Genomic DNA, 26,164 nt, shown 5'->3' with positions numbered 1-26,164 from the left:
TGGATAAACGTCTTTGCAGTGTTAGAGGCTGGAAGCGAGGAAGTAAAGTTAAACCCGGTCTTTCAACGTTCGAATGCATTTATAAGGCTGTGAGCTTTGGGACGCCCGACTTGACAGAAGCAGAGTGGAAAGAGCAAATCGAGAAGCAAGACAAATGGTACATCGAAATGAACGGATTTCTTGATTGGCGAAAATCGTTTGACCGAGAATTGCCAGGCGAGGCTGAAGAGTCGCGTGAACAGCGCAGGCGACGAGTGGCAGCACTGGAGTTATGGTCGCGAGAAAATAGCTGCTACGATGGTCCGACACCAGAACAGCGGGCCCTAAGAGAGCGTATCGCAAACGCGAAAAAATAGGTAGACCGTGCACCCCCCTACGTAAGGCTCCTTTAGAAGGTCTCAGCATTTTGCAGCGCGCCAATTCAATGAGGTCACCCATTTTTATGGCAACCAACACCTCGCGACGCCCAGTCTCTGACGAGCAGATACTCTATCCCTATGACGGTTTTCTGGCAAACAGGGTTCGAGTGATTGACGGCCTACTGAAGGCCGATCCATATTCAATTGACGCCCTTGGCCTGGTGGGGATGGTCATGTGTTCGTTGGGGAGGTATTGTTACCCGGAAAAGTGGACCCAAAGGCAGTTTCGGTTGCTGCTAAGAGAACACTGCCCCTCATTCAAAGAACGTGTGAGCATTCCGATTTTACTGAGAAAGCTGAAGAGAGACAGCAGCCACGCGAGGTTTGAGAGCGACTGCCGACAGGCTTACCCCCTAGAGCAGGGTTGGTTAGTCCGCGAGGCGACCGCCGACCCATTGGAGGCAGACTTTCTCAGATGGGCTGCCGGACTGGGCTACAAGGCTCCCTTGGAATTGATTGACAGGGCCACCTATAGCTACTTGATCTACGTCGACTACCGGACGTGCATTCACCACGAACTAAGGGTGGGCAAGGAGCATGAGCCGTTCAGAGGTCTACCCACTGAACGCGAAGTCTACTACGAAAATGAGGGCGAAGAGGGAGCCCTGCCGGAGCAATACATGTTTCTATGCGTCGCACCCGACCACTTGTTGCTTTTGCTCAAAGAAGCAATTGCGGATTTACGCGCATGGGCACTCGCAAACAGACGGAACTTGTTTGTCAACCCGGCGTCGAAGATCGGGGTGAATGGTTCAACGGTCAGCGCTTCAAACTGATTAGCCTAGCATTGGAAGAGGAACACAATGGCAGACGAGCAGTCCAGCGCGCCATCAAAAGCACCAAAGTTCAACTACTTGCTTCAGTTGCCTATCATTATCCTAGCCCTTACCGCGGCGGTTGCTCACGCCTACGCTGGAAAGGACTCAGCCCCGGTCATCGACACGATCACGCTCGGCCTTTTGCTGTTGGTAGCGGCTGGCCTCGTACTGCATCGAATCAAAGGACTGAAACTCGGAGAGGGAGAGCTTACTTTCGCAGAGGAGCAAGCCGTTCAACAGGTCGCCCAAGTTCTGGACATCGCGTATCCCAAGACAACGGCGCTGCTGAGAACTTGGATGATATCATTGGACTCGCTCGCGGAGAGCTATGAGAAACTCAAAGACAAGGACGACGCTGGCGCAATCTTTATTCGTTTCGTGGTAGAGCGCATGCAAGAAGCGATCGACTTGATTCGCGCTCCCGAAGACTATGTCCGGATGTCTATTTGGTGGTACAGCGAGAAGGAAGATCGTTTGAAGTTGCTAGTTGCGTCGTACGAAGTCGACGAACAAAAGAAGTGGTCTTACGGTTTCGCGCCACGAGAAGGTCTGATAGGTCAAGCATTTGTTGACAACGCAGCAGTGGTCACGTACGGAGACGCGCCATCCGAGACGTTCTTCAAGCGAGTTGGAAAAGACCCCACATTCCATGGACTCCTCATGGTCCCGATCCGGTATCACCACAAGCCAGTTGGGATTCTATCAGTTGATCGCAAAAAAAAAGGCAAATTTGCCAACGAGGTGGAGGACGTCGCGGTCGCCCTTGCGGACCTGGTCGCGATTGCCGCGACCTACCCAAACTTCAGGCAGCTCGTTAGACTCTTGCCGTCACGCCCAGCTTCCGAATAGCCTCTCGTGCTTCTTGCACAATCGACGTCGGAGACTTTGCCCCTGAATCAGCTACCTCTTTCGGCGAAACTTCTTGGGCCATTTTTTGGACTAGCTCTATTGCATCTTGCTGATCCATGTCTTTTTTGTCTTCCATAACCAGCCTCTTCGTCGAGGATTCTGAGCTACCCTCTGGCGTCTTTTCGGTTGTTTAGAGCGCCGGGATGGCTAGACTGCTGGCGGCGCGGGCCACAGGGTCGGGAAGTAGCGGTCTCGCATGAGAGACGACAGCAGCAAATGTGCAATAATACCCACTGCATCATGAACCCTGAAGGCGCGATCCGCATCCGCAAGGTGGTTGCCGTAACTCCAGCCGCTGAGAGTGCTGGGGTTCTCGTCAAACTCGATATTCGGAAATCTAATCATGCCTTCGCCTTCAATCCCAAACTGCGCTGGCGTGTCTCGGAACGATATGAACTCATACGCCGCATTCGCAGCCATTGTTTCGTGGAGCACGTCGCGATAGAATTCACGGTCCCCAGTTAAGGCTGCAAGATCAACAAGCACGGTGGCCAAGAATGACTCGCGTCGTCGTCTCGGGACTTGGATTTCGCTTCCGGAAAACGCCAGATAGCGCAATTCTTCTGCCGGGTCTGAATAGACTTGTGCCAGACGACGACCATGAATAATTGAATCGGCGAGATACATCGCCGCGTCGCCAAGCCACTGTTTGTAAAGGTCCCATTTGCCTTCACGTAAGAGAGCCAGTTGCTCGCTTTTGTGGATCCAACGTAGTCAGGTACGAGGGAGGATCGATAGCCAATTGACCCCTACACGGTCCATGTAGGTTCGTTCATGCTCTTCCGCGGCCGGCCGCCGAGCCGGAGTATCATCACTTTTCTCACTGCTTGATGCCGACAGTCCGGGTTGTTGAGGGATACTACAGTAACCCGCTCAAACGTCCGGACTAATGTCAATTAAGTCACTAGGGCTCAAGGACAATTAGCTTCCAAGCATGACCTTCCTAATGGTATCAGCAACCACTCCAGCCGTGACGTCGGCAGGGCTCTGCGGTCTTGGTGCCGGCATCGTGCTCGGCCAAATCGCGACGATCTACTCGCCTGAGTAGCGGGATTTGCGCACAGGACTTCTCCTTCGGCTAGCTTACGCTAGCGAATGTCCTTAGAGCAACCTCTGCCATTCTTGGGGGCACGTGACGCGCACCAGCTTAACTATCTGTCTCATGAAACGCCCGCACTACAATACCTAACGGGCATCAGGTAGCTGGTGCGAAATCAGCTCGCCCGAAAGTAAAAACTGTTAAAGTCTAAAATTCGACTGCGCTTAGGGCGCAGCTTGCTTATGTTGAGGAAATTACGATCTCTCGACTCTTCTGCTGCCAGCGAGTAAGGCCCCGCGCAGTGTCGTGATCACCTGCAGATGCGCATTAGTGGCTGTGAGAATCCCCTTTACAAACGCGACCTCTGCAATGGATGTCCAACCCGGCCTATGGATAATCCGCAACAACTCTCTTAGATCAAAAGTTGAGGATGTTGAGCGGATGTTTCTGATAAGCTGATTTATTAAGGGTGTAAGCTGTTTGGAGTGAGAGCGTTTCATGGCCATCTCCTCTCATTTCGGCGCTTTGGTGAGCGCGCCAAGATACTCGACTCCAAGTATTCGCCTGATGGCGCTCGTGCATTAGACGGGGTGAACTACGACTGCGATGTCCCCGATGGGTCAACCATGTCTGATAGAATCAGCGGCGGCGTGTGCACGCCTCTCGCCCGTTGCGTCACCCCGGATACATGTATGCCAGCGAACATACGTATGAGTCAAGGCCTGAGTCGAAGGTCGACTCAAATGTACTCGCCCCTCTTGGAGTTAAACCAGGCTCTCACCCGGATACCTCCACGTTTAAGTCTACCTGAAAGACGTCGCGCGGCCATTAGTGAAGTCCGCAAACTTAAGGCCTTGGGTGCGCCTCCGCTCGGGGTACAGGCGCCATTCTTTGCGGAGAAGGGGGCGCTTTTGCGGCGAACGTTCGATGCCTGCTTCGTAGGCTTTAGCGCCCCGAAACTTACCGACAGCCCTGGCGCCGAGCTAATCCAAGCCGATGGCAATAGAGCGTGGGAGCGAATTAGTTACTTCCACGCGCGGAACCCACAGTACAACATCAACTAAAAGTACGAGGCGTGGCGGGCCGCCGGATGGGGAACAAGTCTCTGGCTGTTACCAACCCGCGGGGGCACACCATTGTGAATCGGAGATCGATACGCTATCCTCGGTCGCAGCGAGCACGGCAGGCGTTAAAATCAACGACTGCCTTCGCTGCGGCAATCGCACCCGCTGGCCAACCGAGCCTAGCCGCGGCCGCCAGTGCAATCACCTTCTCGCCTGCGCATTTCTTGTAACACGCCGTCTGTTTCTCGTCTGGTATGTGTTTAGCGGGAGCTTTCGCGGGCGCAGGGATAGCCGTAATGTACGCATAGCTGTTCTCAGCAAATTTTTGAACCGCCTGCTCATCGTATCCCGGCGTACTCGCGAAATGGGTCTTGAGATCTTGCGTCAGCTCCGTGGGGTTTTCGTAAACGCCATTCTTCATGGTTTGGCTCCTTTGAGGCGCGATCTTTGGTGTTGGTCTTGACTTTATGTGCTTGCCGGTGTGCGCATAAATACCGGAGCAACATAGCCGATGGCTATCGACGCGACAATTCCGGCGATCGCAGTGAAAGCCGAGCTCAAATGCATGGCCGATATAAGCACGCTACCCGGTAAGTTGAATGCCCAAATAATGAAGGCGAATAGAGTCGCGATGACCGGAAAAGATACTATGGTTCGAAGTGCTGGAAACTTGCCCGTCTTCTGTTTCACTTTGCCGGCGAACGGAAACCAGACGCTGGCTGCGCACAAGACCAGGAATGTGATAAGCACGGCGAATTCAGGTCGGGTCTGATCGCATCCGTTGCAGCTGGCGCCCAAGATTGCCAAGACAGCAACGTAGCCGCCGATAATTTCTGTTGGGATAAATCCCGTGATGCGAGCCCAGAGACTCGCAGGGACCTGCGGCGGCGCTGCGGGTGGGGGGCGGCGGCGGGCCGCCGCTAGCGTCGCCGGGCGAGCTGGCCGCGCCGCCATTCCCACCGATGTCGTCAACTAGGGGTTGTATACCGAAGCCTCCCATTGGCTCAGGGGGAAACGGGACAGGCAAACGGCTTGGGGCTGCGTCGACGGGTTCAGCCTGTGATACAGTCGAGGCGATGCTCTGATTGGCCACCGCCCAATTTACGATGGTGCTGATGCTCATGGTGGTGTCCCCGCGAGGAATAAAAATTAGTGGACCGGGCAAAATTAACTGGGTCGAAACCAGAGTAGCACGATAGCCTCGCTCGAACAAGCCGCAAGCGCGTTCGACCGGAAATGATGGGCCGTCCTGTCTTTCGCATGTGGACAACTCACCCGATTTGGTGTCCCCCCCGGCGGTAAGCGCCCCGCATCATCGCGCTTTCTTAGCTATTCGAGGTATCATCAAAGAGTGCGCTCTTCGGGAGTGGTGGATACGGCTTATCTCCGTATTGAGTTATTGCCGGGTCTATGGCAGAATACAGCATGTACGAGCGTTCGGTGTTGCGTCGTACGCGAAGATCAATATATGTGAACTCGTTCGTCTGAACCACATGAAACGTTTGGTCCGATATGGACTCGTCGTCGATCGGTGCGTACGAAGCGTACGCGGTTCCACTATGAACTTCCACACTTACTCGATGCGGGTGAATTCCTAACCATCTATCAGCGTTGACATAGAACGACATTGTGCCGGGCGACGCTGGATTATAGAGTGGCTGATGCGGCTCAAGGGAAAGCGACACTGTCTTCACATTCCCATTGTCATCCTTAAGCATGATCAAACTGTCGTGAATCGGGGTGTTCTCGTCGTCGCTCAGTGTCACAACGATCGTGGCATCCGCTTGGGGATTGATACTATCGGCGTTCTTTTGATTTGTCCACACAGCCGTTTCGGCGGCCCACTTAAGCCGAACGGCTTCGTAAGCCGTGGCAGTATCAACCGACATAGCCTCGATCAGTGCCTGAAATGGTCGGTCTTGGAGAGACGTGACGCCATCGAGTATTCCTCGAACATCATCAGTTACTGGCTCGTTAAGGTGACGACGATCGGTGAACGAATTGATGATGCCGGCTGCCTCCGAAAGGACTAGCCCTTTGACGTCCCGTTCACGTTGGCTCGTGTGAGAGTAACGCTCAGTCGGCGTATCGATGACCAGATGTGCAGCCGGTCTTGACATTGTCTCAGGTCTTGCCGTAATGGTGCCATCCTGCGCCATGTCGACGCGCATCCACCTGTAGTTAAGATTCGCGGCGCTTATCCTGACGGTGCCATCTGAACCCGTCTCGTGCGCCTGCCACGCAAGTTGATTTTTCCAAAAACTGTGGTCTGCGCCTCCCATGCTAAAACAAAACACCCTTGAAAGGCTTGATTGGGGACGGTTCCATTCGGCCAACCACTCACCGTTTAGGCGGCGCAAGAAAGCACTGCCATAATCTAGATCTTGCAACACACGTACTCCTACTGAAGTATGCTGTTCGAATTCGCGGAAGATCTTCGCCATAATCGATCGCCCCAGTTGTGCCAGCGACGAGCCGTGGTTGGCCCCAGCACAACTAATGAAATGCGATGGCAGATCCTTCGATGGATAGCGCTTCATCCGATTTAATATCCATCTGCGTGTCACGATTGCGCCGGTCGAATGCGTTATCATGGCGGTCTTACGGAGATTCACGCCATGTTTCGCTTCGAGCACCGCCATTCGATCCTCAAGGGCGAAAGCCAAATCGTCGCAAGATACCGCGTCGTCTAACGAGATAAAGGCAGAAAGCAAAATGCTATTCGTTGAGACTCCCGCGGAGGCGAGTAGTTGTGGAATGGCCGCGTAGTTATTAAGCAGCTGCACGCTGTATCCATGAACTAGGATAACATGATCGACGGCTAAGGATATAGGCGCGGAAGGACTTGGCATTTGCAATGGTTCCTTTCGGGGCACAATTTTCTGAACCGCAGCGCGAAGTTTTTCGAGGATGTTCATACCGAGTGGATTGCAGAACAACCAAGATCAAGTTGCTGCGGTTCTTCGACCTCTATGACTGCGATATGGGTGTTAAGCTCATCGAACGGTGCATCAAGCTCGTTCCTATCGCTCTCACCTGGGGCAGTCGGCACGTGACACCTCCCTGCGCCCGTCGATGTTCCCGGTGCTCCACGACATTTTTCTTGCCCTCGCTACCAATTCAATTGTTGAACGATCCATAGGGCCGCTTGCGAGCGCGTCATGTCACTAGGCGGCCAGTTGAGCTTTTTGCCCAAGTTGCTTTCGACCGCCGCCTTGGCATCGTCGCCGAAGTCGTCATTTGGCTGGAAATTCATACTCGTGCCCTCGCCGCTCATAATGCCGGCAACGCCGACCAAGTGCACGGCCGCGAATGCCTGGTCGGCGTTTGTGATATCGGTCCACCAGAAGAGCGGGACACCTCGTGCGAGCAACCGCTTTTGCAAGCTCCTCAACAAGGATTGATTGCCTGGCACGTCTGCCGGTCGCGCGTTTTTATCCAGCGCAAACACCGCCAAAGCGGCGGCCGCCTCGCCGATATTCCACTCAACAGGATGCAACCGATATGCTCCGTTCGTGATGTGCGTGACGCCGAGATTCTTACACGCGGCGAGGACGTTCTTGACGCGGATTGGTACCAGCGCACGAAGTGGAATCTCGAACGGCTTGATGGAGATAAACTGTTGGCCCATGCCCACCGCATTGTTTCCGTGGATGTCAAGCCCGCCATAGAAGCCGATGCCGCACGAATCATCGTAGTTCTTGCCGCGCGGCCCGGCATTGGACGCTTGATCGAGATCCTGTTGCACGATCCTGTATTGCCCTTTGATGCGGCGCGACTCGCGAATGTAGGGTTGCGCCGCAGTCCCGTCATCGGTGCCGAACTCGTCCCCCCGCACCTTCAGATTCTGGTATCCGACGCCACCGCCGTCGTCGCGCGGGCACTCCGTCTGCAACCAGTAGACGTACGCGAGCGATGCCTGACGTGCTCCAGCGATGACAGCCGCATCGCCTTCGGCGCTGCCGGTTGGCAGCGTCCCGCCTTGAAAGTCGTTCGCCCCCATGTTAAGCATGCTGAAATCGCACGGGAAGGCCGGGTCATTGAAATTCGCTGCATAGATGTGGCGGCGGTAGCCCCACATGTCCACGCCCGGCTGGAACATCTTTTTGATGTAGCCGTCGAGAATGGTATACTTCTGAGTCGCCTTGAGCGCGTCGTAGTCGGGCGGCTTTACAATCCTGTTGTCTTCTCCATCCGGACGACGCTCGAGCGCGACGACTACCGTGATCGGCTGAATCCAGTCTGACCGCGCTTCTGCCGGCGCTGCTGACTCGCGCGTGTCATCCTTGCTCTCGGCGCCAAGGTTGTACTCGACGCCTGCAATCGGGAGGAGGTCGCCGAGATCGGTCGCATCGAGGAAGTACTTTGCCGCATAGGTCGTTTGCACTCCGTCCGAACCGACCGCGACGACGCTTTGAAGACAGTCTCCCTCTGCTTGAGCGCTTGAGATGCTAGTGTTGAGACGAACGTGAACGTTCGAGAGCGCTTGGAGCTGCTGCAGCAACACCTGATGCGCCACTCGAGGCTGCGTCGCAAAGCCGGGGTAGCCGCCTCCAGGATTGAACGTCGGTTGACCTTGGCCGCTCGGGGACAACCGGTAGTTGCTGCGATAGAATGCGCGGACGTTGTGCTGGAAACCGCGATATGTCGCTGTGCTGCCGACCGTGGGAGTGTAGCTTGATTCGTCCGGTTTGGTGACGCCCTGGGCAGAGTATTGGCCCCCTAGCCATCCGCTCGCTTCGAGCAAGCACACCGTGTATTGGCTCGATCCTGCGCTCAATGCGGCGGCGCATCCCCCCAAGCTGCCGCCGACGATCACGATATCATAAGTCTGATCAGCCATCGCCCACTCCAAATACCAACCGGACCCCAATCAGGAAGTACCGTCGCAACGGGTGTATGTAGGTACGTATCACAAAATCATCAGCTCTGCAATAGCCTTTGATTACGCAACCACTGTTTGCGTTAAGAGAGTCTAAGGACGATGACATTATCGAACCACGCAATCGTGCCGCCGGCGACCTGAATCTTCACCCGGGCCGGAACGCTCGCGCTACTGTTCTGGCTTGTACCCTGGAGGAACAGGTATTCCCATTCCCCCGAGCCCGAGTGCTCCGCGACAGCAAGATCGATCCACGTGTCAGTGGTTTGTAGGCGAAGAGTGGCGCCGAGCGCGGAAGCCTTTGCCCAGCACCCGACGCCGTAGGCCGCGCGCGGGTCGAGCGAGAGTCCCGGCTGGCCGACCCATGTGTCACCGGCGGACGCATCGACTTTAAGGCACGAGCTGCCGCTGTCGGCAAAGCGCATGTGATCGGCGGCTGCTTCGGCATCGACGTCATCCACCGCAATCACGCCGACGCCATCGAGGGTCCAGCCGGTTGGAAGACCGCCAACCCAGTCCTCGAATCCCGCGTTGGTCAGCGCCAGCTGGAGGGAACGATCGCCGGTGAGTTTTAGCAGAACGTTTCGGGTAATCTGCTCCACCGGTGATCCGCTGCTGAGCCCGCCCGCCCAGTTCACCGTACCGGTTGTGAACGCCGTGCCGTTGCGCCGATAGGTTCCCATCGTGGCGAAGCCGCCCTGCCCTTTTGGGCCCCAGTCCCTAAGGTCGGCTATGGCGAGAACCACGAAGTCTTTCGGCGTGCCATCTGCCCCAGTCACGACGGGTGGCACGACGCCTTGAGCAATAAGCGCGGCATCTGTTTCATAGCCGAGGATTGTATCATCGACACTCGTTCCGCTTCCAAATGTATCGCCGTTCGACAAGCCAGTCCCACCGAAGATCCAGTGTGACGAACGAGCGACGCTATAGCCGCGATAACGGAGTTCGGGGAGGACAGGGTCTACCCACCAACCTGCACCGTTGCGGTAGCTAACGCCGGTCATCGAATTCTCCGGCCGCGACACCGGCGCCGCGTACCAGGCAGTCGTCACTCGGCGCGAATCTTGCCGCTCGGGATCGGGCGGGTGGCCGGCTTCCGCCTCCTTGTAGCAGGTCATCGAGCGTTGACCATCGCTCAAGTCGAACCGTATCTGCCAATAACAGGTGTTTGCGCTCAAAAAGCACGCGTTTCCACCGCTCGCGATGAACGCCTCGACTTGGTCGCGCATCTCGAGCGACCAGTATTCGTCGTGGCCAAGACTGATGAACAACCTGTATTTTTTTAGCAACAGCGGGTTGGTGTGAAGATCCAAACTTGAGCACAGGTCGAGCAAGAATCCATTGCGCTCCGCCCACTGAAGAAACGGCAGTTGATAGCGCTCGTAGAGGCTTAGATCATCGTACGGACGGTTGAACGAGATCTTCGGCGAGAAGGGAGTGGTGTAAAACCCGCGTCCGCCCCAAGCGGTGTAGGCTTGTGTGGTCGTATCGCTGATTTTCAGCAGCGCGATCCCACCCGACCCAGCAGCAGCGCGGACGATGAACGGGATCCACGCCGTCTGATCGCCCGAGCTCACCTTGGCGAGGTAATAACCGCTCATCCACTCGGTCGGGACTGTCATTCGACACGACGCGACAGCTGGCCAGTCGCATCCGTTGACGGCGAGCGTTGCGTCGTCTTGAGCGCCCGGCACGAACGCATCACCTTCAGCCGTCTTTAACAGCGTATCTTGAAGCCCGCGCTGAAACACCTGCATCGTGAAGTGGCGATGGTCGGGCGTTGCACGGACGTAAAAATCTACGGCATCACCAGGACTCGCTGACGCGACGGACGCGTAAGCTTCGATTGCTGCAGCCACAAACGTCTCCCAGAAGGCTTTTCTCTCCATAAGCGGGCGAGTTACCCGTTTCCTTTGCTGCGTGATATCGGTCCGTTGACGAACTTGATTCGAGCCGTTAGAATAAAGTCCACAATTTCGGCCTTTGGCGACCCGCTGTCTACATTTCTCCAATACGGGGGCCCCGCAACGAGCGCCCTTCCAGTCAGGAAACCGAATTTTTTTCCGCTTGGAGCTCTTTTCGCCGAAGAATGTTCCGCTCCCAATCTTAATCAGTGTCCAATGGGGCGCGAAAGGGCTTTTTTTTTGGCTGTCCGTGTGATAAACTGAGCGCGAAAGAGTGCAGGCTTTCCAGCTTGCATGTTGCGCTTTTCCTTCACGTCATGTTGCTTTGACCTCGTCGGAATCGTTGCCGAGGCCACTACCTCTCGAACAACCTCCACAACCCCCTAAGCACGCGCTGCTCACATACGTGTTGAAGTGACACGGCCACTCACCCACTTCATGTAGATGTGGATACGAATTGGAGGGTTCTATGAAGGCTCGGGAGGTGATTGTTACGAGTAAGATCGCGTTTACACGATTGCGGCCCTTCGCGTTGTTTAGTATCACTACGTTAACGTCGCTTATGCTGGTTCTGGGGCATACGCAAGGAGCCCGCTCAGGTGAACGTCCGACATTCGGTTCGGCCAAGACCGTTGCGTTGGTTCATTGTGGCACTGAAAGATGGGCAGCGAAAACTTTGTCCGATGGAGTAGCCATCGACTTTAATCATCCGACAATAACGACGGTGAGTAAGTTGGGAAATGTCACGCCACCGAGTGGTGCTAAAGGCATGAACGCACGGAGGACGCCTGAAGAGACTCGCGTTTACACGGTCCACGCGTTGTTGCAAAAGTACAAACTTGAGGCGAATGACAACGACTTTCACGTCGTGATTTCAGACTTCGGCGGACCAACGAATATCACGATGATCGCCGAAATACCAGATAGTATTTGTGAGGGCGTTTCCGGCGACGGGTGGACCGCGGAATTCGACAGCATGCGATCGGCTATCGAAACCAGCTTTGGCACAGCGAAGCCATCCATGCGCACTGTCAACGCAGAAGTGACAATAACCGGCGTCTTGTTTTTTGATTTTCCTCACGGTCAAACGGGTCATGCGCCGAATTTTGTTGAGTTGCATCCCGTGCTTGCCCTGAAGTTTGGCGCTGCGGGCCCACAACCGACGGCCGCTCCTAGCACGTCTCCCACTAGTTCTCCGACGGGACCCATCGTGAAGTTCGACACGGAGGCGGCCGCCCAACAGCATTGCCCCAATGATGTCGTGGTTTGGCTCAACACCCGTTCCGGTTTCTACCATCTAAAGGGCCACCGCTACTATGGGGGGACCGTGCATGGCGCATTTGTCTGCGAAAAAGACGCGGTGCGAGCCGGCTATCACGAGGGATACTGACAACTGGGGGTTATTCGTATGCCCGACAATGATGGCTCCGCAGTCCGGAACGGCAATCGTTGGAGCTTCCTTCTCATCCTCACACCGCTATTGGTAGCAGGCTTTGGCGCCTGGACTGGCTGGCAGAGTTCATCTGCGAACAGTCGAGTTCAGCAGCTTCACGACGCTCTAACTCAGACGCAAGCGTTCACGGAACAGCTCAACAAGTCAGTTGATGCCCTTTCGGGAAGCAACGCCACAAAGGCCAAGCTCGCATTCCTGAGTCTATACCCCTTTGCCCAGAATGGCAGCGAGAAGTACATTCTCATCAGCATAGCCACCGATGCAAAACATCCCGAGCTTGTCGAACCGGTCGGCGATCTCCTGAATGACATCCCGGAGTCTGACTTACGAAAATACCCTTCGCTGGCTGCCGCCGAAGATCGGCTTCGAGCGATTCTAGATTTGCAGGGGAGGAAGAAAGTATCGGATTCGGCGGCGGGAAACAGCGCCACCACAATTCTGGCAAAACTGACGCCGTCCCAGGTTTCGGGCTGGATATACTTGGGCGTTTCGAACAAGAGTGGTCGGTTCGTGAGGGAACAGACGACGGACGCCAACACGACCCCCACAGCCGGGGCTTCCATCAAGGCTTTGGTCGACATCAATCTGCGAGACCGCCCGCCGACCAATGGGGAACTGGGAAAAGTGCTCGGGGCGGTCAGCGGCGGCTCGACTATTTCGCTCCTCGAAGCGCCTAAATCGATTGGCCTCTCAAACTCCGTCGCGACAGTCTGGGCGAACGTTTCAATAACGTCACGACCGAGCCCGAGCGTAACGTCTCGCTAGCAAGGAGTCAGGGAAGGACACTTTGTCGCGCCAAGCTGGCGAGAAGTCAATCACGTCAAGAAGCGCACGGCTGCTGGTGAAGTCCGCAAACTTAAAGGTCGTCGTCCGGATTTTTGAAGTCGCCGCGAACATCCGTGCGCTTTGAAATCTGACTGTCGCAATTAACCGGATGTTATCTCGAACACATGCTCGTGGCAACCGCAACATCTTCAAGATTCGGAAACTAGTGTTCGGCATAATCATCCACTTCGGTGCGACATCAGGATTTCAAAGAGCACTGGTGGGCCAGAAAAGTAGTGGTCTAACAGACTGAGGACCTTGAACGAAGGGAACGAAGCGATGGGACATGGTTTTGCGGAGTACGATCACTTAGGTCTTGGTGGGGCTCTACATCATTTCACCGTCCAGTTGAATGTCAACTATGACGAAGTGAGCTGCGGATTTAAGGAAATCAATGGGGACTGCAGCGTCCTTCAGGTTGCGCCGCAATGGTCGACACTCGAAGGACCAAAATGGTATGTGAAGCCAGACAGCTGGGAGCACACCACGGCTCCAGATTGCGTATGTGTGGTTCATGGTGCTTCGAAAGTGAAAGACAAATGCTTCACATATTGCGGCGAAGTCACAATGCTGGAGAGCACGCCGAAGATTTCCATTCCAACGCCTTTCGGAACAATTACCTTGCCAACAATCGCTATTGCGAAGGTTCAAATCATTATCGAAATCAGGATTTGCGAAAGCGGCGCGATCCATAGTAGGAAATGGCGCAAGGTCGATGACGGCCCGAAGGAAGAAGTGCATTAGAGCAGATTCTTAGCCCACCAGCACGGAAAGAGGGAACTCCAGCCACCGTTCCATCGCCTCTGAGCGTGGATTGAGTCCACTGACGTCCGCCATTGTCCGAGGTTGTCCGGGCTATTGGCCAACCAATGGCCAACCGAGGTTGACGTCTTCGGGTGACTCTACCATAATCAACCTCGCTGACGACCGGTGATCGTTTTCAATAAGATCTAGTGCGCACCCACGCCCTCCTGATGTCCTCACGGCAGCCAGTCCGGTTTCAACAGAAAGGTTGACAGCCACCCTAGGATGGCTGTGTGGTGCAGGCCGGTTGGAGTGAAGTACTAGGCCGCCATTAGCGACGCGGAATCCGGGCGTATCAGGCAAGCCAACCCTGAAGAACTTCAGACTATGGTCTATCTCTATGGAATCGCCGCTGCTTAGTTTCAAGGCAGACATGTGACGATACAAGGGAGATGCAATAATCGTGTCGTTAAAAATTCTTAGGAGCGCGTATTGCTGGACGCCCGTGCTTACCAGCGTCTTAAAGCGCAGTGTCTGAAGCGTACCGAAATAGTATGTGATTAAGAGCATATATGCCATGACGAAGGCCGCGACAAAACCCCTCCGGCCCAGCCAACCGGTCATGATCTGCCAGTAAGACGGATTCGACTCATCTGTTTGGCCTGACGCTTGCCGCCTTTTTCCTGATTTTACTTATGTAACCATAAATGAGAAAGCGAAGAGCCAGAGCATTTAGGATGAACAGTGCAAAGAAAGTCAAAATGCTAGTCAAATAGGGTTTGACGGCGATCTGGATTCTGCCGACGTTCGCCGACATGTCCTGATATTCGTTCATCCGGTCCCTCATTTTGCGAAGGTTGCGCGTATACAAACAAGCGCCGTGATCTTACGATACTCCTGGTTGAATCGGCGTCGGCGACTTCATACCAAAGGTTTCCCAGACCCGCAACATGGCATCACGTGCGGGTGTAGCGGCGCCGCTGACGGAGTTTTGATGGGTTTCGCGAGCGGCTTGATCGGGCGTCTTAAGGCTTTCAAAAAATCGATTAAGCCTGGCAATCGTCTGTAAGTTCATAGAATTCAGATAGGTGGCTTCGAAGACAGCCGCAGCCTGCGCCTCGTCTAGTGCGTCTGCGACATCAGGCATCGATACCCGATTCTCCACTCGTTCCAGGGACACAGCCCACATAGCATCATTTATTAGCCCTTGGGATTGAGCAACGAAGCAATACCGGTCCAAGTCTTTCATAAGCGCGCGAATCTGGCGCCTTACCCCCTCGTCGTGGCGGTTCAGTTTCATTTCCTCGAGGTCCCTTGCTGCCTTGCTGGAAGCCTTTTGAACCTTTAGGGCAACTACTCCGGCTATCCCGGCTCCAACAAGCGCGCCTATTAAGCCCATGACGGCGGGAAGAAGAATTGCCAACGACGATCCTGGCTGAAGCGAGGTTGAGTCAATGTAATTCACTGGGTCTCCAACGGTGACTAACACTAATCCGTTACGTGGAATCATTGAAGCGGAGTGCACAGCTCGTGCGACAGCTGCAGCGATGGAGGAGCTCGCCGCATTACCGGTTGCCGAGCGGGAGACGAGTCTCGAACCCGCGACCCTCAGCTTGGGAATTTGATTCAACGGTATTCCGCTGACATCCGCCAACATGTGCCGACGCCTGCCCTGTAAGGGTTTGGCGGTGAACTAGATTCCACCGACGTCCGCCGAAATATGCCAAAATCCGCCCATCAGGCTACAGTTTGGCTACAATGGGGCTCTCAATGCAGGTGAAGATGACCTATCACCCCCGCGTGTGTCTTGAAACGGAACCAAAAACTGTGAACTCTTGAGATGTTTGCCTGTGTAAACCAAATGTCGCCATTAGGAGCCTCGACCAAAGTATACACGGGATCGTCGTTTGGGGGTTGGTAGCACGTCGACTTGCGATTGGCCGCGAACTTGCATATCCTTCCTGCACCATGGTCAGCGATCCAAAGGTCTCCATTCCTAGCCGTCGTTATGTAAGATGGCTCATGCTCGGGCACGGCATACTCTTCCATCTGGCCCCTTGCGTCGACCGCGCCGATCTTTTGGGCCCCGGACTCAGAAAACCACATCCTGCCGTCGGCGCCGAGCGTAATTCCCGTCGGCTTACTGTCCCTCGTCGGTGTGGGGAACAGATCAACTTTTCCGGACGTTGAGAGCCTTCCGACACAGCTTCGTGACTGAACTGTAAACCAAATACTTCCATCCGGCCCTTCATAAACTCCGTATGGGCCGCTGTAGCCTTGGGGGCGGGGGCCCAGTGGTGGCAACGCATATTCATGAAAAAATCCGTTTGATGACAATCGCCCTATTCGATCCCCAAGGTTTTCCGCGAACCACACCACTCGGTCTCTCCCAATCGTCAAGCCCTCAGGCTGCGCGCGGAGAGTGGGAATGGAGAATCGACTTATGGATCCCGAGGGCGAGCGCCTAACAATCTCATCCGCCCTTAAGGCAAGTGGAAATGCAATAGCGGTGACCCAAAGGGAACCATCCTTATCGGCGATCATGTAGTTCGGAAAGATTACGTCCAGGTTTCGCATAATCGCGATTGGCACTCGCTCGATGTCGCCACGCTCGGACATCCGTCCAATTAGGACCCGACCCCCCGAAACGTCCTCAATAGTAAACCACAGCTGACCATCAGGGGCGATAGCTAGACTTTTTGGCTCAAAATCTACTTCAAAAATCTCAAACTGACCGGATACTATCCCACTGCGGCTCGCACAACCTGGTTGGCAGAGCGCTATGGCTCCCAGAAGAATAGCCAAGGTTGTAAGGCACGCGGGGCGTGAAAGTCGTCGAGACTTCATTGCTTCCTTTTCACGCAATCGCATTCTCCCAGGCCCTGGTCTCATTTAGGGGGATGGTTTGGATAAAAGGGCTCGACGCCTGGGATATTTGACATGTTGGGGGTCACGCCATAGCCATTCCATGATAGGCCGAACAAGACGGGAATATAAATGTTCCCCCAAGGAGACGGGACTATAAACGCCCCCTCCGCGCCGCCGCCGGGCGCAAGTACGGTCCACGGACTTCTTGCCCAAATGACAGCGAAGGGAGTGCCGAAGCCGGCGAAACCGAAATAGGTGGCAATTGTGTTGGAGTTGCTTGTATCACCACCGTAAAGGACCGTGTTTTGGGGCCAAGCGTTGGCTGCTGCAATCATTTGCACCGCCGGAGCACACATTGCTGTGCACTGTTGCGTGAAGATCGGTATGGCGGTACTCACATATCCTTGATCCATGGTTAGGTTAAGATTTAGGTAAATCCCCGCAAAGCTACCGCTTAGATTGAATACCATCGGACCATTGCCCATGTCGTCGAGCTCAAAATGCCAGAACGCATGTAGAACGAGATTTCCGGTGGAGTCCCATACCGGTCGAAGTTCCAGAGTAATTGTACCGAAGCCGCTCGGGTCTGCGTACGTGGTTGGGTTATTGCGATTCCACGCATAGGGCCTCTGACTCATCGGGTCGCTCAGCACACCGGCGTAGGCATCTGGAGTCGTCCAAGCTTGAAGCATTGAATCGTAAGAGCGAACGCCTTGGATTCTATTGAATCCATCGGAGAATCCGTCCGGTCTCGGCTCTGCAATGAGGCCGCCCCAACCTACAAGGTTCACGCCGCTAGCCGAAGTTTGTGCCCCAATACCCGCGGCAAAGTTGGTCGGGGGCGAATAACCGGTCGAAGCGGCTGCAAACGTCGCGTTGATCGCCGCACCATTATCACTGCAATTTGAAACGAAAGGATTGCCCGAGACCCATCCATCGTGGGCACCGCTGCCAGCGTTGTGGTTAGAGACGACTTGGCCGTCAGGTCCCCGGTCCCATACGATGAACATGCCCCCCGACTGCATGGTTCGGTCCGCCAGGGTTCCAATTTTTACGTCGTCGACAACGCCCGATTGCGAGGACGTGAACAGCAGCGTATCGCCGTCCCAGTGGAGCGACTCGAAATTGAACGGCAAAGTAGAGCTCGACGCTGGGCCGATCCGGTCCTGCGAGAAGTTTGGAGTGCTTGATCCGACTTGAATCGGGTGCCCACTAGGACCCCAATTGTAACGCACGGTCAGTGATTCATTGTAACCCGGCTGCGCGCAACCGAGACCCCAGGCAGCCCAATTTTGCGTTAGTAGGTGATTCTCGGCATCATACTGCCGTACAAACGCGCCGGCGAAGTGAGTTCCACCTTTTTGTTCCGTCGCCGAAGTCTGCCGCCCAGCTGCATCGAACGTGAACGTGTCCGTTGGACCATCTCCCCCCGCCATGGCAATGCGCGTAAATACCCCGTTTTTGCTGTCAACTGTCTCGATATTGTCTTGCCAAACCCCACTCACGAGGTTGGAGAGATGCATCGCCCCGTATAAGCTCGCGGCGCGGAAACCGTAGGATTGCGAATCCGTTTGGCCCGTCATTTGTCCCCTGTCGTTGAAGGTCATCGAAATTGTGCCGGTGCCCGCAGAATAGCTTGTCAACTCGCCCTCCGAATCGTAGGCCATGTTGCTATACTGGCCTGCGACAAGAGTCGAAACCGTCAACCGTCCAAATGCGTCGTACGTTGCGGTGTGTGATGGATTAAGATAAGGGTCGGAAGTGGTTACCATCCTCCCGGCTGGCGTTAGGTTCCAAGCAAACGACCTAGCGGGATCTGTGAGGTAATTAAAGCGCTCTGAGCTACGTGCACCATCCGAACGGTAGGAATACTGCAGCATGTTCGTCTGCGTTAGGCCGCTTGAAGAAACTGACAGGTCCCTGCGCGAGCCATTTGGGTAGTAGTCATAGGATATCGTCGCGTGAGATGTGAGAGGCTGAGATGGATTCCCGTTTGGCTCGACCGACGTGAGCAGCTTGCCCTCGATATCATAGGTGTACGACTGAGTTCCAAACCAAGAGGATGCGACGCTTAACGTTCGGCCGTTGGCATCGTACGTGAACGTCTTAGTTGGCGTGCCGTCATTGAATGATATCTGTGTTTTTCGACCTAGGTTATCATAGGAAAAGGTCGAGCAGGCGAGGTCACAGGTCTGTGACGGCAAACCAACTAACCCTCCACCGTCGAACGTTGCGGACGAAGAGCGCAGAGTTGCGTTACCCGGTGCATAAAAGTATCCGATTTTCGCTCGATCTAAGGCGTCAAAGGCATTTCCTTTTACATCCGTCCAGGCGGCGTTAATGTATTCCTGACTCTTGAAGAGGTTGCCGTGGGCGACCACATTCGTGCCACCAACACTAATTGTTCCGAGAGAGCCATTTTGCGAAAGATCATAGAAATACCGGGTAAGGTGTGGCGCGTCCAGATCACCGGTGTCGGTCGGCATCCGTACCTCGACCAGGCGGTCGTTGCCATCATACCATGCTTGGGTTGTTGCGAGGACGTTGCCGAAATTGTGCGTTTCGGCGACTTCGTTGCCATTCGCGTCGTAAGTGTACGATGTCAAGAAACCGCCGGGAGGCGGCGTAGGGCATCCTCCGCCGTTCCAACAGCTCCCGGATTGTAAGGCTTGCGCAGCCTGAAAGGGCGTCTGCACGGTTGCGACTTGACCGTTCGCAAGATACGACCTGGTGATCACGATGGTGGAGGAAGGCAATCCTGGCGTCTTGGCGCACGCTGCATTGCTAAGCGACGCGTCGTCCGGGTCACCAATCTTGACTACTCTTCCGAGATGACCCGCGTCATACTGGAGAATCCACCAAGCAGGCTGTCCGCTAACTAGGCCTTTCGAATAGCACACAAGATTGCCATAAGCATCGTAAACAAAATCTTGCTCAGGTATGAGTTGCGAGCCGTCGAACTGCGTGATCGTCGCCCGCTGCAATTGCGTTGGGAGACCGTAATCGACACTGCCACCTTGTCGAGAGACATTGTAGACAAAGGATGTTGAGTAGCCGAGGGGCGTCGTCACTTGTGCCAACTCGCCGTCGGGCTCGTACCCTGCGCCAGGCACCGTCCATACGTATTGAGTAGAGTGAAGTATGCCGTTGGAAGATGAGCAAAGGGAGTCAGTTCCCGGAGGAGGAGTGGCCCAATCCTTGTTCGCCTCGTGAACCTGCGCTGGGTCGCACGCTGCGGTCAGATTGTTATGCGTGTCGTACGAATAATAACTGGTCGGCCGGAATGCGCCAGGTGACGGCGCGGGCGCCGCGACAGCCACCGTGTTTCCATTTGAATCGTAAACATAGTCTGTCTCTAGATTGCGAGGATCGACCGATGTCGTTACATCGTTGCTGGCGTCCCAGGACCCTGAACCCGTGAGCTGCGCTACTCCGCCGCCGCCATCGCCCGTTGTCGCTTGGATCTGGGTCACTCGGCCGATTGTGTCAATCGTGTAGTTGATTGAGTGCCCGTCGGTGTCCGTAACCGCAGTGTACGAGCTTGGGCATCCCGACTGCGCCGGGTAGCAGAAATTGACCGAACGAATCACGTTGTTGATCCCGTAGTCCGGCGTGAAGTTTGGCTGAACGAACGAGTTGGTGGGGTCTGGGATTCTCGGATTCACGTCGCCGAAATAGTTCACGTGCAAAACGTTGCCGTAGCTTCCGTAGCTAAATCCGAAGGCAGGCCCGGCGCCCGGAAGGTGGGGGTTGATCACCCAACGGGGGCTGTTCATGTACAGCAAGAGGTCATAGGGGTTGCCGTAGTAGTACTGCTGCACGAGCTTACCCGAAGCAGTGCTGCCGTTGCCTGGCTCATCGACCTCAGTCAGTCTCGGGCTATATCCACCAGGGCCACCCCACGCCTCGATCGTATAGCCGTAGGTCACCGCCGTTGTGCCGTCCGGCCACACCAGCGACTGCAACAACCGGTATGGGCCTCCCGGACCAGTCACGTCCCCGAAGGTCAGTATCGCAACGCGGCCGTCCTCAGCAATGACATTCGTCTGCTGTAGGTTCTTCAAACTTGAAGCGTCGCCGTTGGTGAAACTGCGCGCAAAAGTCAGATACGTATTATAATTTCGCCCGTAGATCGCGGCGATTTGTCCTGCGAGCGCCACTTGACTGGGAAGTTGGTTGACGTCCCAAAACGTGTATGCCGTTCCCGACTTCTTAACCCAAAGGTATGCGCTACTGCCGTTGTAGTATAACCCCGCGAATTGACCAGCAGGGGTTATGAAATTGACGCCGTCGCCGACCGGCGCATAATCATACCGAGCGCCATCAATGTTGTAAACGCTTATGCCGTGCTGTCCATTTACTGTAGGCATGCTATTAACGGCTATATGCGAGTCAAAAGTATTAGTCCACTTGTCGCCGTAAAGCGAAGGCGAGCTACCATCGCTGTTTCCGTAGTCGTGGTATGAGAGGGTATTATAGGTCCGTCGGAAAGCAAATTCAATACCTTTGTTCGGGATAGCCATGTCATCGGCTTGCACAATGCCTGTGCCGCTAGCAAGGTTAACCATCCATCTTCCGATACCACCCATGGAGTCCGATTGAAAACCCCACCATCGGTTCGTGCCGTCGGGGTCGGCCGAACCGGAATTCACCGTCATGGGCAAAATACTGTTCCCGCTACGCATCCGCGGACGAATTGTTTGAGTCGTCTGCGTCCTCGCGATTGACTGAATACGTCGTGCGATTGCGGTGGCCGCGTACATATTCGACAACGGTACTGGCACGGCCAGAGGAATCGGGGCCTGAAACCGCCGTGGTGCCGCATTCAACGCCGTCGCGGCTTTGGAAAGCGCAGCCCGGGTCGCAGCAACGTCCACAACGCCGACGATCCTCGCGAAACCAGCGGGGCTAACTGGGAACTGCACGTTGGTGGGACTAAGTGGCGTGGGTCCTCCATCGAGCGAGGTAACCGCCGATGACTTTGTTCTCGCAATGCTGAGCGGTCGCTGCGGTTGCCCGATTGTCTGGGGGGGAGCTGCTGGTGCAAATGAACCAGACGGCGACGCCACCGCAAGGCCAAAGGACGGCATAAATAGTTGCACGCCTACGAGCGCTAAAGCAAAAAACTTAGCTCCAACGATACGCATAACACACCCCAAATTGAGTAAGAAACACGTGACATCAGGCTAAAGGCCCTCGCGACCCTGATTTCTCCGTTGACCAGCCTACAATTTGAGCCTATCACATACGCCGCGCCCAGGGCTACTCAAAAGATTAGGCCTTCCGCATTTCAAAATTTTTGCGAACGCGCGTGCCCCAAATCTTGCAGTTGTACCGAACCCTGACCGAATAAAAGACCCGAAATCGCTTCACACGCCGGATAAATAGTTCTTTTGCGTGCGACGCTCCAGTGATCCGTGCCGGATGATCACGCTGAACGTGGCCCCATGGAAACTGCAACACTTTCAAGATTCGGAAACTCTACGACTACGAACTCACCACAAGCACGTCTCGCGCGTTGGTGAGGTTGTAGTAGTCGTAGTCTCCGAAATAGTAAGTGCCCGGCGAAGCCGTCAAGGTCTGCGAGAAGCACGGCAGCGGCGCGAGTCGCCCGGTAGACCACTGCGCTTGCGAGATCGCCGAGCCGATTTGCTGTTGCGTCGAAGTGGGGAAGCTGTACGGGGATGCCGGAAAGCCGACGGCATTTGGGAACCCCACGGCCGAATGGAGGATCGTCGCAGGACCCGTGTTCTCCGCGTTGACGAATTGGATGACGTCGGTCGAGCGGGCGTTGATCACGCTCGCCACGTTGTTGAACGTCGAATCGATGTTGGCTTTGATGTAGCCGTTGATCACATTGTACGGCGAAACGGTGGTGGCGGAGATGCTCGACGACATGACGATGATCACGGTCGCTTGCGGCGCTTGCGTTGCGCACGCTGCTGGGCTGCTCGAGGGACCGGCACTAGGCGTGGGAGTTGGGGTCGACCCCGGCACAACCGAATAGCTGGGAAGGTGCGCACAGGCGGCGATGGCTAGCGCACCACCCCACAGCACGAGCACGCATATCGCGAGGACACGAGCCTTCACGGTAGTACGCTGATCGGGATCTGCAAGGTGGCGTTGGACCCATCAGGTTTGGAAGCCGTAAGCGTCAGTTGCGCTTGCACTTGTCCCAGCGGAATACTCCCCGCATTGAAGGGGAACGAGGCTTGCCACTGCCCGGGCGAGACAAGAGTCAGCGTTGACGAGTAACCGCCCGCTCCGATCGCCACCGCGTTGGCGTTGGTCGTGGTGATGACCGAAACATGAACGAGCGCGCCGTTACGCAACACAGTTGGAGAAAATGAAGCATACAAGATGCGCACCGGATCGGTTGGACCGGCGTACGAATTTGGTGGCGGACTTCCGAACGTGAAGACATTGGCCGCGGCGAACGCCGAGGGCATCGGAAGCGGCAAAGGTGTGGCTTGACCGAGGCGAGTTACGCTGACCATGCCTTGGGGCGACGGCGTCGGCTGCGCCAAGGGCATACCCATTGGGAACTGGCCACTTGGCGTTGGCAGATTGGCATTAGGTGGCAACGTCGGCAGCGCGCGCGGCGTCGGCAGCACTGGCAAGGCAGGCCCTGGAACGACGAGGTTCTCGCCAGCACGTAAGATGTGCGGCGTAACCACGATGATCAGCTCGTTGCGCGACTGGGTAAGCTGCTGATTGCGGAAGATACGCCCGATGAGCGGGAGATCTCCCAAGATAGGCAGCCTGTTTTCGGTGCGCGTGGTGCTCTCTTGGATAAGACCGCCGATCACCAGCGTCTGGTTGTCGTGCAGCTGCACGGTCGTCACTACTTCGCGTGAGGAGATCTGCGGCACGCCGTTGTTGATGCCGGCCAAGCTGCTCACATTGGGATGCAAGGTTACGGAGACCTCATCGCCGCTGTTGACGACCGGGGTGATGTCCAGCAAGACGCCAGTCTGGAAGCTTTGGACGCTGGTTTGCGTTGGCACGCCGACGCCTCCCCCACTGGTGACCAGGATCGAGATGTTGTCGCCCGCTTTGATGGAGGCGGTCCGGCCGGACATGGTCGTGATGCGCGGGTCGGCGAGCACGCGTGCCTGACCGCGCTGAATGAGAAAGTTGAGCTGCGCGGTGATGGAGATTCCGGTGCGAGTAAAGGGTTGGATGCCTAGCAGCGGTGGTGGGGTGCCGCCGGTCGGCGGGGCGATCGGTTGAATCTCGGAGTACGTCGTACCGATGACCGCGACCGGGAAATTCAAGCCCAAGTTCTTGGCGGTGCTCTCTTGCACTTCGAGGACTTCGGTGTCGAGCACGACCTGCGGCGGCGAAACATCGAGTTTGTCGATGAGCTGTCTGGCCAGCTTGATGCTGTACGGGCTTCCCGAGAGAACCAGGCTCGTTGAGTTTGGTGGCACTGTGATCCGAAGATCCGGGGCTGAGCCCTGCAGCGCTTGCGTTACAGTTGTTTGAATATCCGTCGCGGTGGTTGAGACCGCACCTTGGGTCAACCCGGGCTGTGCGGATTTTAGCGTTATGACCTCGATGTTCGTACCGCCCGGACCCGCCATGCCTGCGCCTGCCACTCCCGTTGTCGTGCTCGTTGCGCCTGAAGTTCCGGGCGCGACGTCTAGCTGGTTGACGGCGTCTGCGATGCGTTGTTGTTCCGATGTCGTGGCGAGCACCGAGATCGCGTTGAGATCGGCATCGACGTCCACGTGAATGTCCGAGAACGAGCGGGTCAGCAAACCCGCCACCGAGCGCGCATCGACGAACTTGATGCGATACACTTGCGTGAATCGGCTGCCTGCCTGCGGCAGGTCGATCAATGCTATTAACACCTTGGCTTTTGCGATCTCATCGGGCGGTCCGCTTAAGATCACGGATGCTCCAAGGGCACTGGCGCGCACGTCGGGATACTGGCGCGCGACCACGCGGGCAACATCTTGCGACCGCGCTTGAGTCACTTTGACCGCCTCGGCCGCAGCGAAGGTGGGTGCCGGCGTGACCGTACGTGTATCAATTGATGCGATCACGGACTTGATTTGCGTTAGATCTTGTGGGATAGCGACTACGATGACCGTCTTGTTCGGACCGGCGGAAATGCGCGCGCGCGGATAGAGCGCCTGCAGCCGAGTCGCCAGCGCCTTGGCATTGACCGTTCGCACTGGAACGGCTTCACTCACCGGTCGCGTGGGATTCTGTACGTCGATGCCTTGAAGGACACCGCGCATCGCTTGGACCACCTCGGGCGAGGCCACGACAATGACTGCGTTGGCTGAGCTATCTACGCTGATTTGAGCGTGCGGGTACAGGCCTCGCAGGACTAAAGCTGCCCGGTCCGCAGAAATGACGGTGACCGGAATGACAGCGGGTGCGACGCCCGGGGTAGCGCTTGGAACCGCTCCAACTGCGCGAACCTGAGCGCTGGCACCAATGACGATGACGTTCCCGCTGCGGTGAATGCGGTATCCGAACTGCGAAGTCAACGCCTCGAGCGCTTGATCGAGCGTCACGTCGTGCAACGTCATGCTAACTCGACCTTGCACTTCGTTCCCGACGACGATGTTGATTCCGACTTGCTTACCGAGCTTGAGGAGGACGTCGCGTAGTGGTTCGTTCTCTGCCGTGAGTGAAATGCGCCCGGCGGATTCGCTAATAGTCGCGGCAGTCGTCGACAACGGCGCAAGTTCGAATGGAAGCACAAGTGCCGCAGCGAGACCAACGACGACGATTCGAGCGATCTTCAATGCCGCCTCGAACAAATAGCGCACCCCAGCGAGGTGGGCATCCCACATTCGCCGCTGGACCCTCTTGCCCTATCGAATAAATATCCTTTCGTCTGCATTTTCAGCCGTGGGCTAGGGCTTAAGTTTGCGGACTTCACTAGTGGCCCCGCGACGTCTCTCTGTTAAACTCAATCGTGGAGGCATACGGGTGAGAGCCTGGTTTAGCTCCAAGAACCGGTATATTGTTGTCGCCGCAATGAAGCTGGCAATGTTTTCGCAATGGCGCGGCGAGAGGGCCGCGCGGCTGTCACAACGATAACCGCGAGCGACAAAGCGAAACGCGACGTCATCCTTACTTAGTTCGCAACCGAAAAGCGGCGGTCTCGCAGTGAAACACCGCCTTAGGGGCTCTCCGGCTGCTAGCATCTTGCGCACATTTCCGGTTTGATGTACCCTTGAACTAGGCAGCGCGTGCGGCAGGAAATCGCCGAGGGA

15 protein-coding genes are annotated in these 26,164 nt (G+C 55.9%); 6 read left to right on the top strand and 9 right to left on the bottom strand.

From position 1 onward, the window contains the following. Nucleotides 1–110: 110 nt before the first annotated feature. From VN934_05895 to VN934_05885, 3 genes are all read left to right on the top strand, one after another. Entirely contained in the window at nucleotides 111–356 is a 246-nt protein-coding gene (locus tag VN934_05895) for a hypothetical protein (protein HXM18327.1), read from the top strand. An 86-nt stretch (nucleotides 357–442) separates the two neighbouring features. Next, on the top strand, nucleotides 443–1,195 hold the full coding sequence (locus tag VN934_05890; GenBank protein ID HXM18326.1) for a hypothetical protein: 753 nt from the start codon (nucleotides 443–445) through the stop codon (nucleotides 1,193–1,195). A 27-nt stretch (nucleotides 1,196–1,222) separates the two neighbouring features. Then, nucleotides 1,223–2,086: a GAF domain-containing protein gene (locus VN934_05885; protein ID HXM18325.1), complete on the top strand. Its 864-nt coding sequence runs from the start codon at nucleotides 1,223–1,225 to the stop codon at nucleotides 2,084–2,086. A 207-nt stretch (nucleotides 2,087–2,293) separates the two neighbouring features. Here the strand turns inward: VN934_05885 and VN934_05880 are convergent, their stop codons facing one another. The 5 genes from VN934_05880 to VN934_05860 form a co-directional block, all read right to left on the bottom strand. Beyond that, a complete protein-coding gene (locus VN934_05880; GenBank protein ID HXM18324.1) occupies nucleotides 2,294–2,773 on the bottom strand; it encodes a hypothetical protein in 480 nt (159 codons plus the stop codon). A 1,570-nt stretch (nucleotides 2,774–4,343) separates the two neighbouring features. After that, nucleotides 4,344–4,670 carry a hypothetical protein gene (locus tag VN934_05875; GenBank protein HXM18323.1) on the bottom strand — a complete coding sequence of 109 codons (327 nt, stop codon included), beginning with the start codon at nucleotides 4,668–4,670 and terminating at the stop codon, nucleotides 4,344–4,346. 904 nt (nucleotides 4,671–5,574) lie between these two features. Then, on the bottom strand, nucleotides 5,575–7,167 hold the full coding sequence (locus tag VN934_05870) for a hypothetical protein (protein HXM18322.1): 1,593 nt from the start codon (nucleotides 7,165–7,167) through the stop codon (nucleotides 5,575–5,577). A gap of 194 nt (nucleotides 7,168–7,361) precedes the next feature. Further along, nucleotides 7,362–9,092 carry an FAD-dependent oxidoreductase gene (locus VN934_05865; GenBank protein HXM18321.1) on the bottom strand — a complete coding sequence of 577 codons (1,731 nt, stop codon included), beginning with the start codon at nucleotides 9,090–9,092 and terminating at the stop codon, nucleotides 7,362–7,364. Between the two features lie 122 nt (nucleotides 9,093–9,214). Beyond that, nucleotides 9,215–11,020: a N,N-dimethylformamidase beta subunit family domain-containing protein gene (locus VN934_05860; protein ID HXM18320.1), complete on the bottom strand. Its 1,806-nt coding sequence runs from the start codon at nucleotides 11,018–11,020 to the stop codon at nucleotides 9,215–9,217. A 484-nt stretch (nucleotides 11,021–11,504) separates the two neighbouring features. On the opposite strand from VN934_05860, the gene VN934_05855 reads away from it, so the two are divergent. The 3 genes from VN934_05855 (at nucleotide 11,505) to VN934_05845 (ending at nucleotide 14,057) form a co-directional block, all read left to right on the top strand. Then, complete coding sequence (locus tag VN934_05855) at nucleotides 11,505–12,425, top strand: hypothetical protein (protein HXM18319.1); 921 nt, start codon at nucleotides 11,505–11,507, stop codon at nucleotides 12,423–12,425. Nucleotides 12,426–12,443: 18 nt separating this feature from the next. After that, the gene (locus VN934_05850) at nucleotides 12,444–13,253 is read left to right on the top strand and encodes a hypothetical protein (protein ID HXM18318.1); all 810 of its coding nucleotides are present in this window, start codon (nucleotides 12,444–12,446) and stop codon (nucleotides 13,251–13,253) included. A gap of 318 nt (nucleotides 13,254–13,571) precedes the next feature. After that, nucleotides 13,572–14,057, top strand: a complete 486-nt coding sequence (locus VN934_05845; protein ID HXM18317.1) for a hypothetical protein — start codon at nucleotides 13,572–13,574, stop codon at nucleotides 14,055–14,057. A gap of 886 nt (nucleotides 14,058–14,943) precedes the next feature. Here VN934_05845 and VN934_05840 read toward each other — a convergent pair. The 4 genes from VN934_05840 to VN934_05825 form a co-directional block, all read right to left on the bottom strand. After that, on the bottom strand, nucleotides 14,944–15,522 hold the full coding sequence (locus tag VN934_05840; GenBank protein ID HXM18316.1) for a hypothetical protein: 579 nt from the start codon (nucleotides 15,520–15,522) through the stop codon (nucleotides 14,944–14,946). A 1,423-nt stretch (nucleotides 15,523–16,945) separates the two neighbouring features. Then, nucleotides 16,946–21,583: a DUF6531 domain-containing protein gene (locus tag VN934_05835; GenBank protein ID HXM18315.1), complete on the bottom strand. Its 4,638-nt coding sequence runs from the start codon at nucleotides 21,581–21,583 to the stop codon at nucleotides 16,946–16,948. An 829-nt stretch (nucleotides 21,584–22,412) separates the two neighbouring features. Beyond that, complete coding sequence (locus tag VN934_05830; GenBank protein ID HXM18314.1) at nucleotides 22,413–23,015, bottom strand: hypothetical protein; 603 nt, start codon at nucleotides 23,013–23,015, stop codon at nucleotides 22,413–22,415. Further along, a complete protein-coding gene (locus VN934_05825) occupies nucleotides 23,012–25,738 on the bottom strand; it encodes a secretin N-terminal domain-containing protein (GenBank protein HXM18313.1) in 2,727 nt (908 codons plus the stop codon). The genes VN934_05830 and VN934_05825 overlap by 4 nt, the downstream gene beginning before the upstream one ends. Between the last annotated feature and the right edge of the window lie 426 nt (nucleotides 25,739–26,164).

Source organism: Candidatus Tumulicola sp. (assembly GCA_035601835.1).
Classification (GTDB): domain Bacteria; phylum Vulcanimicrobiota; class Vulcanimicrobiia; order Eremiobacterales; family Eremiobacteraceae; genus DATNNM01.
Note: the sequence above shows the minus strand (reverse complement) of the source record. Positions and strands in the feature narration are given on the sequence as shown.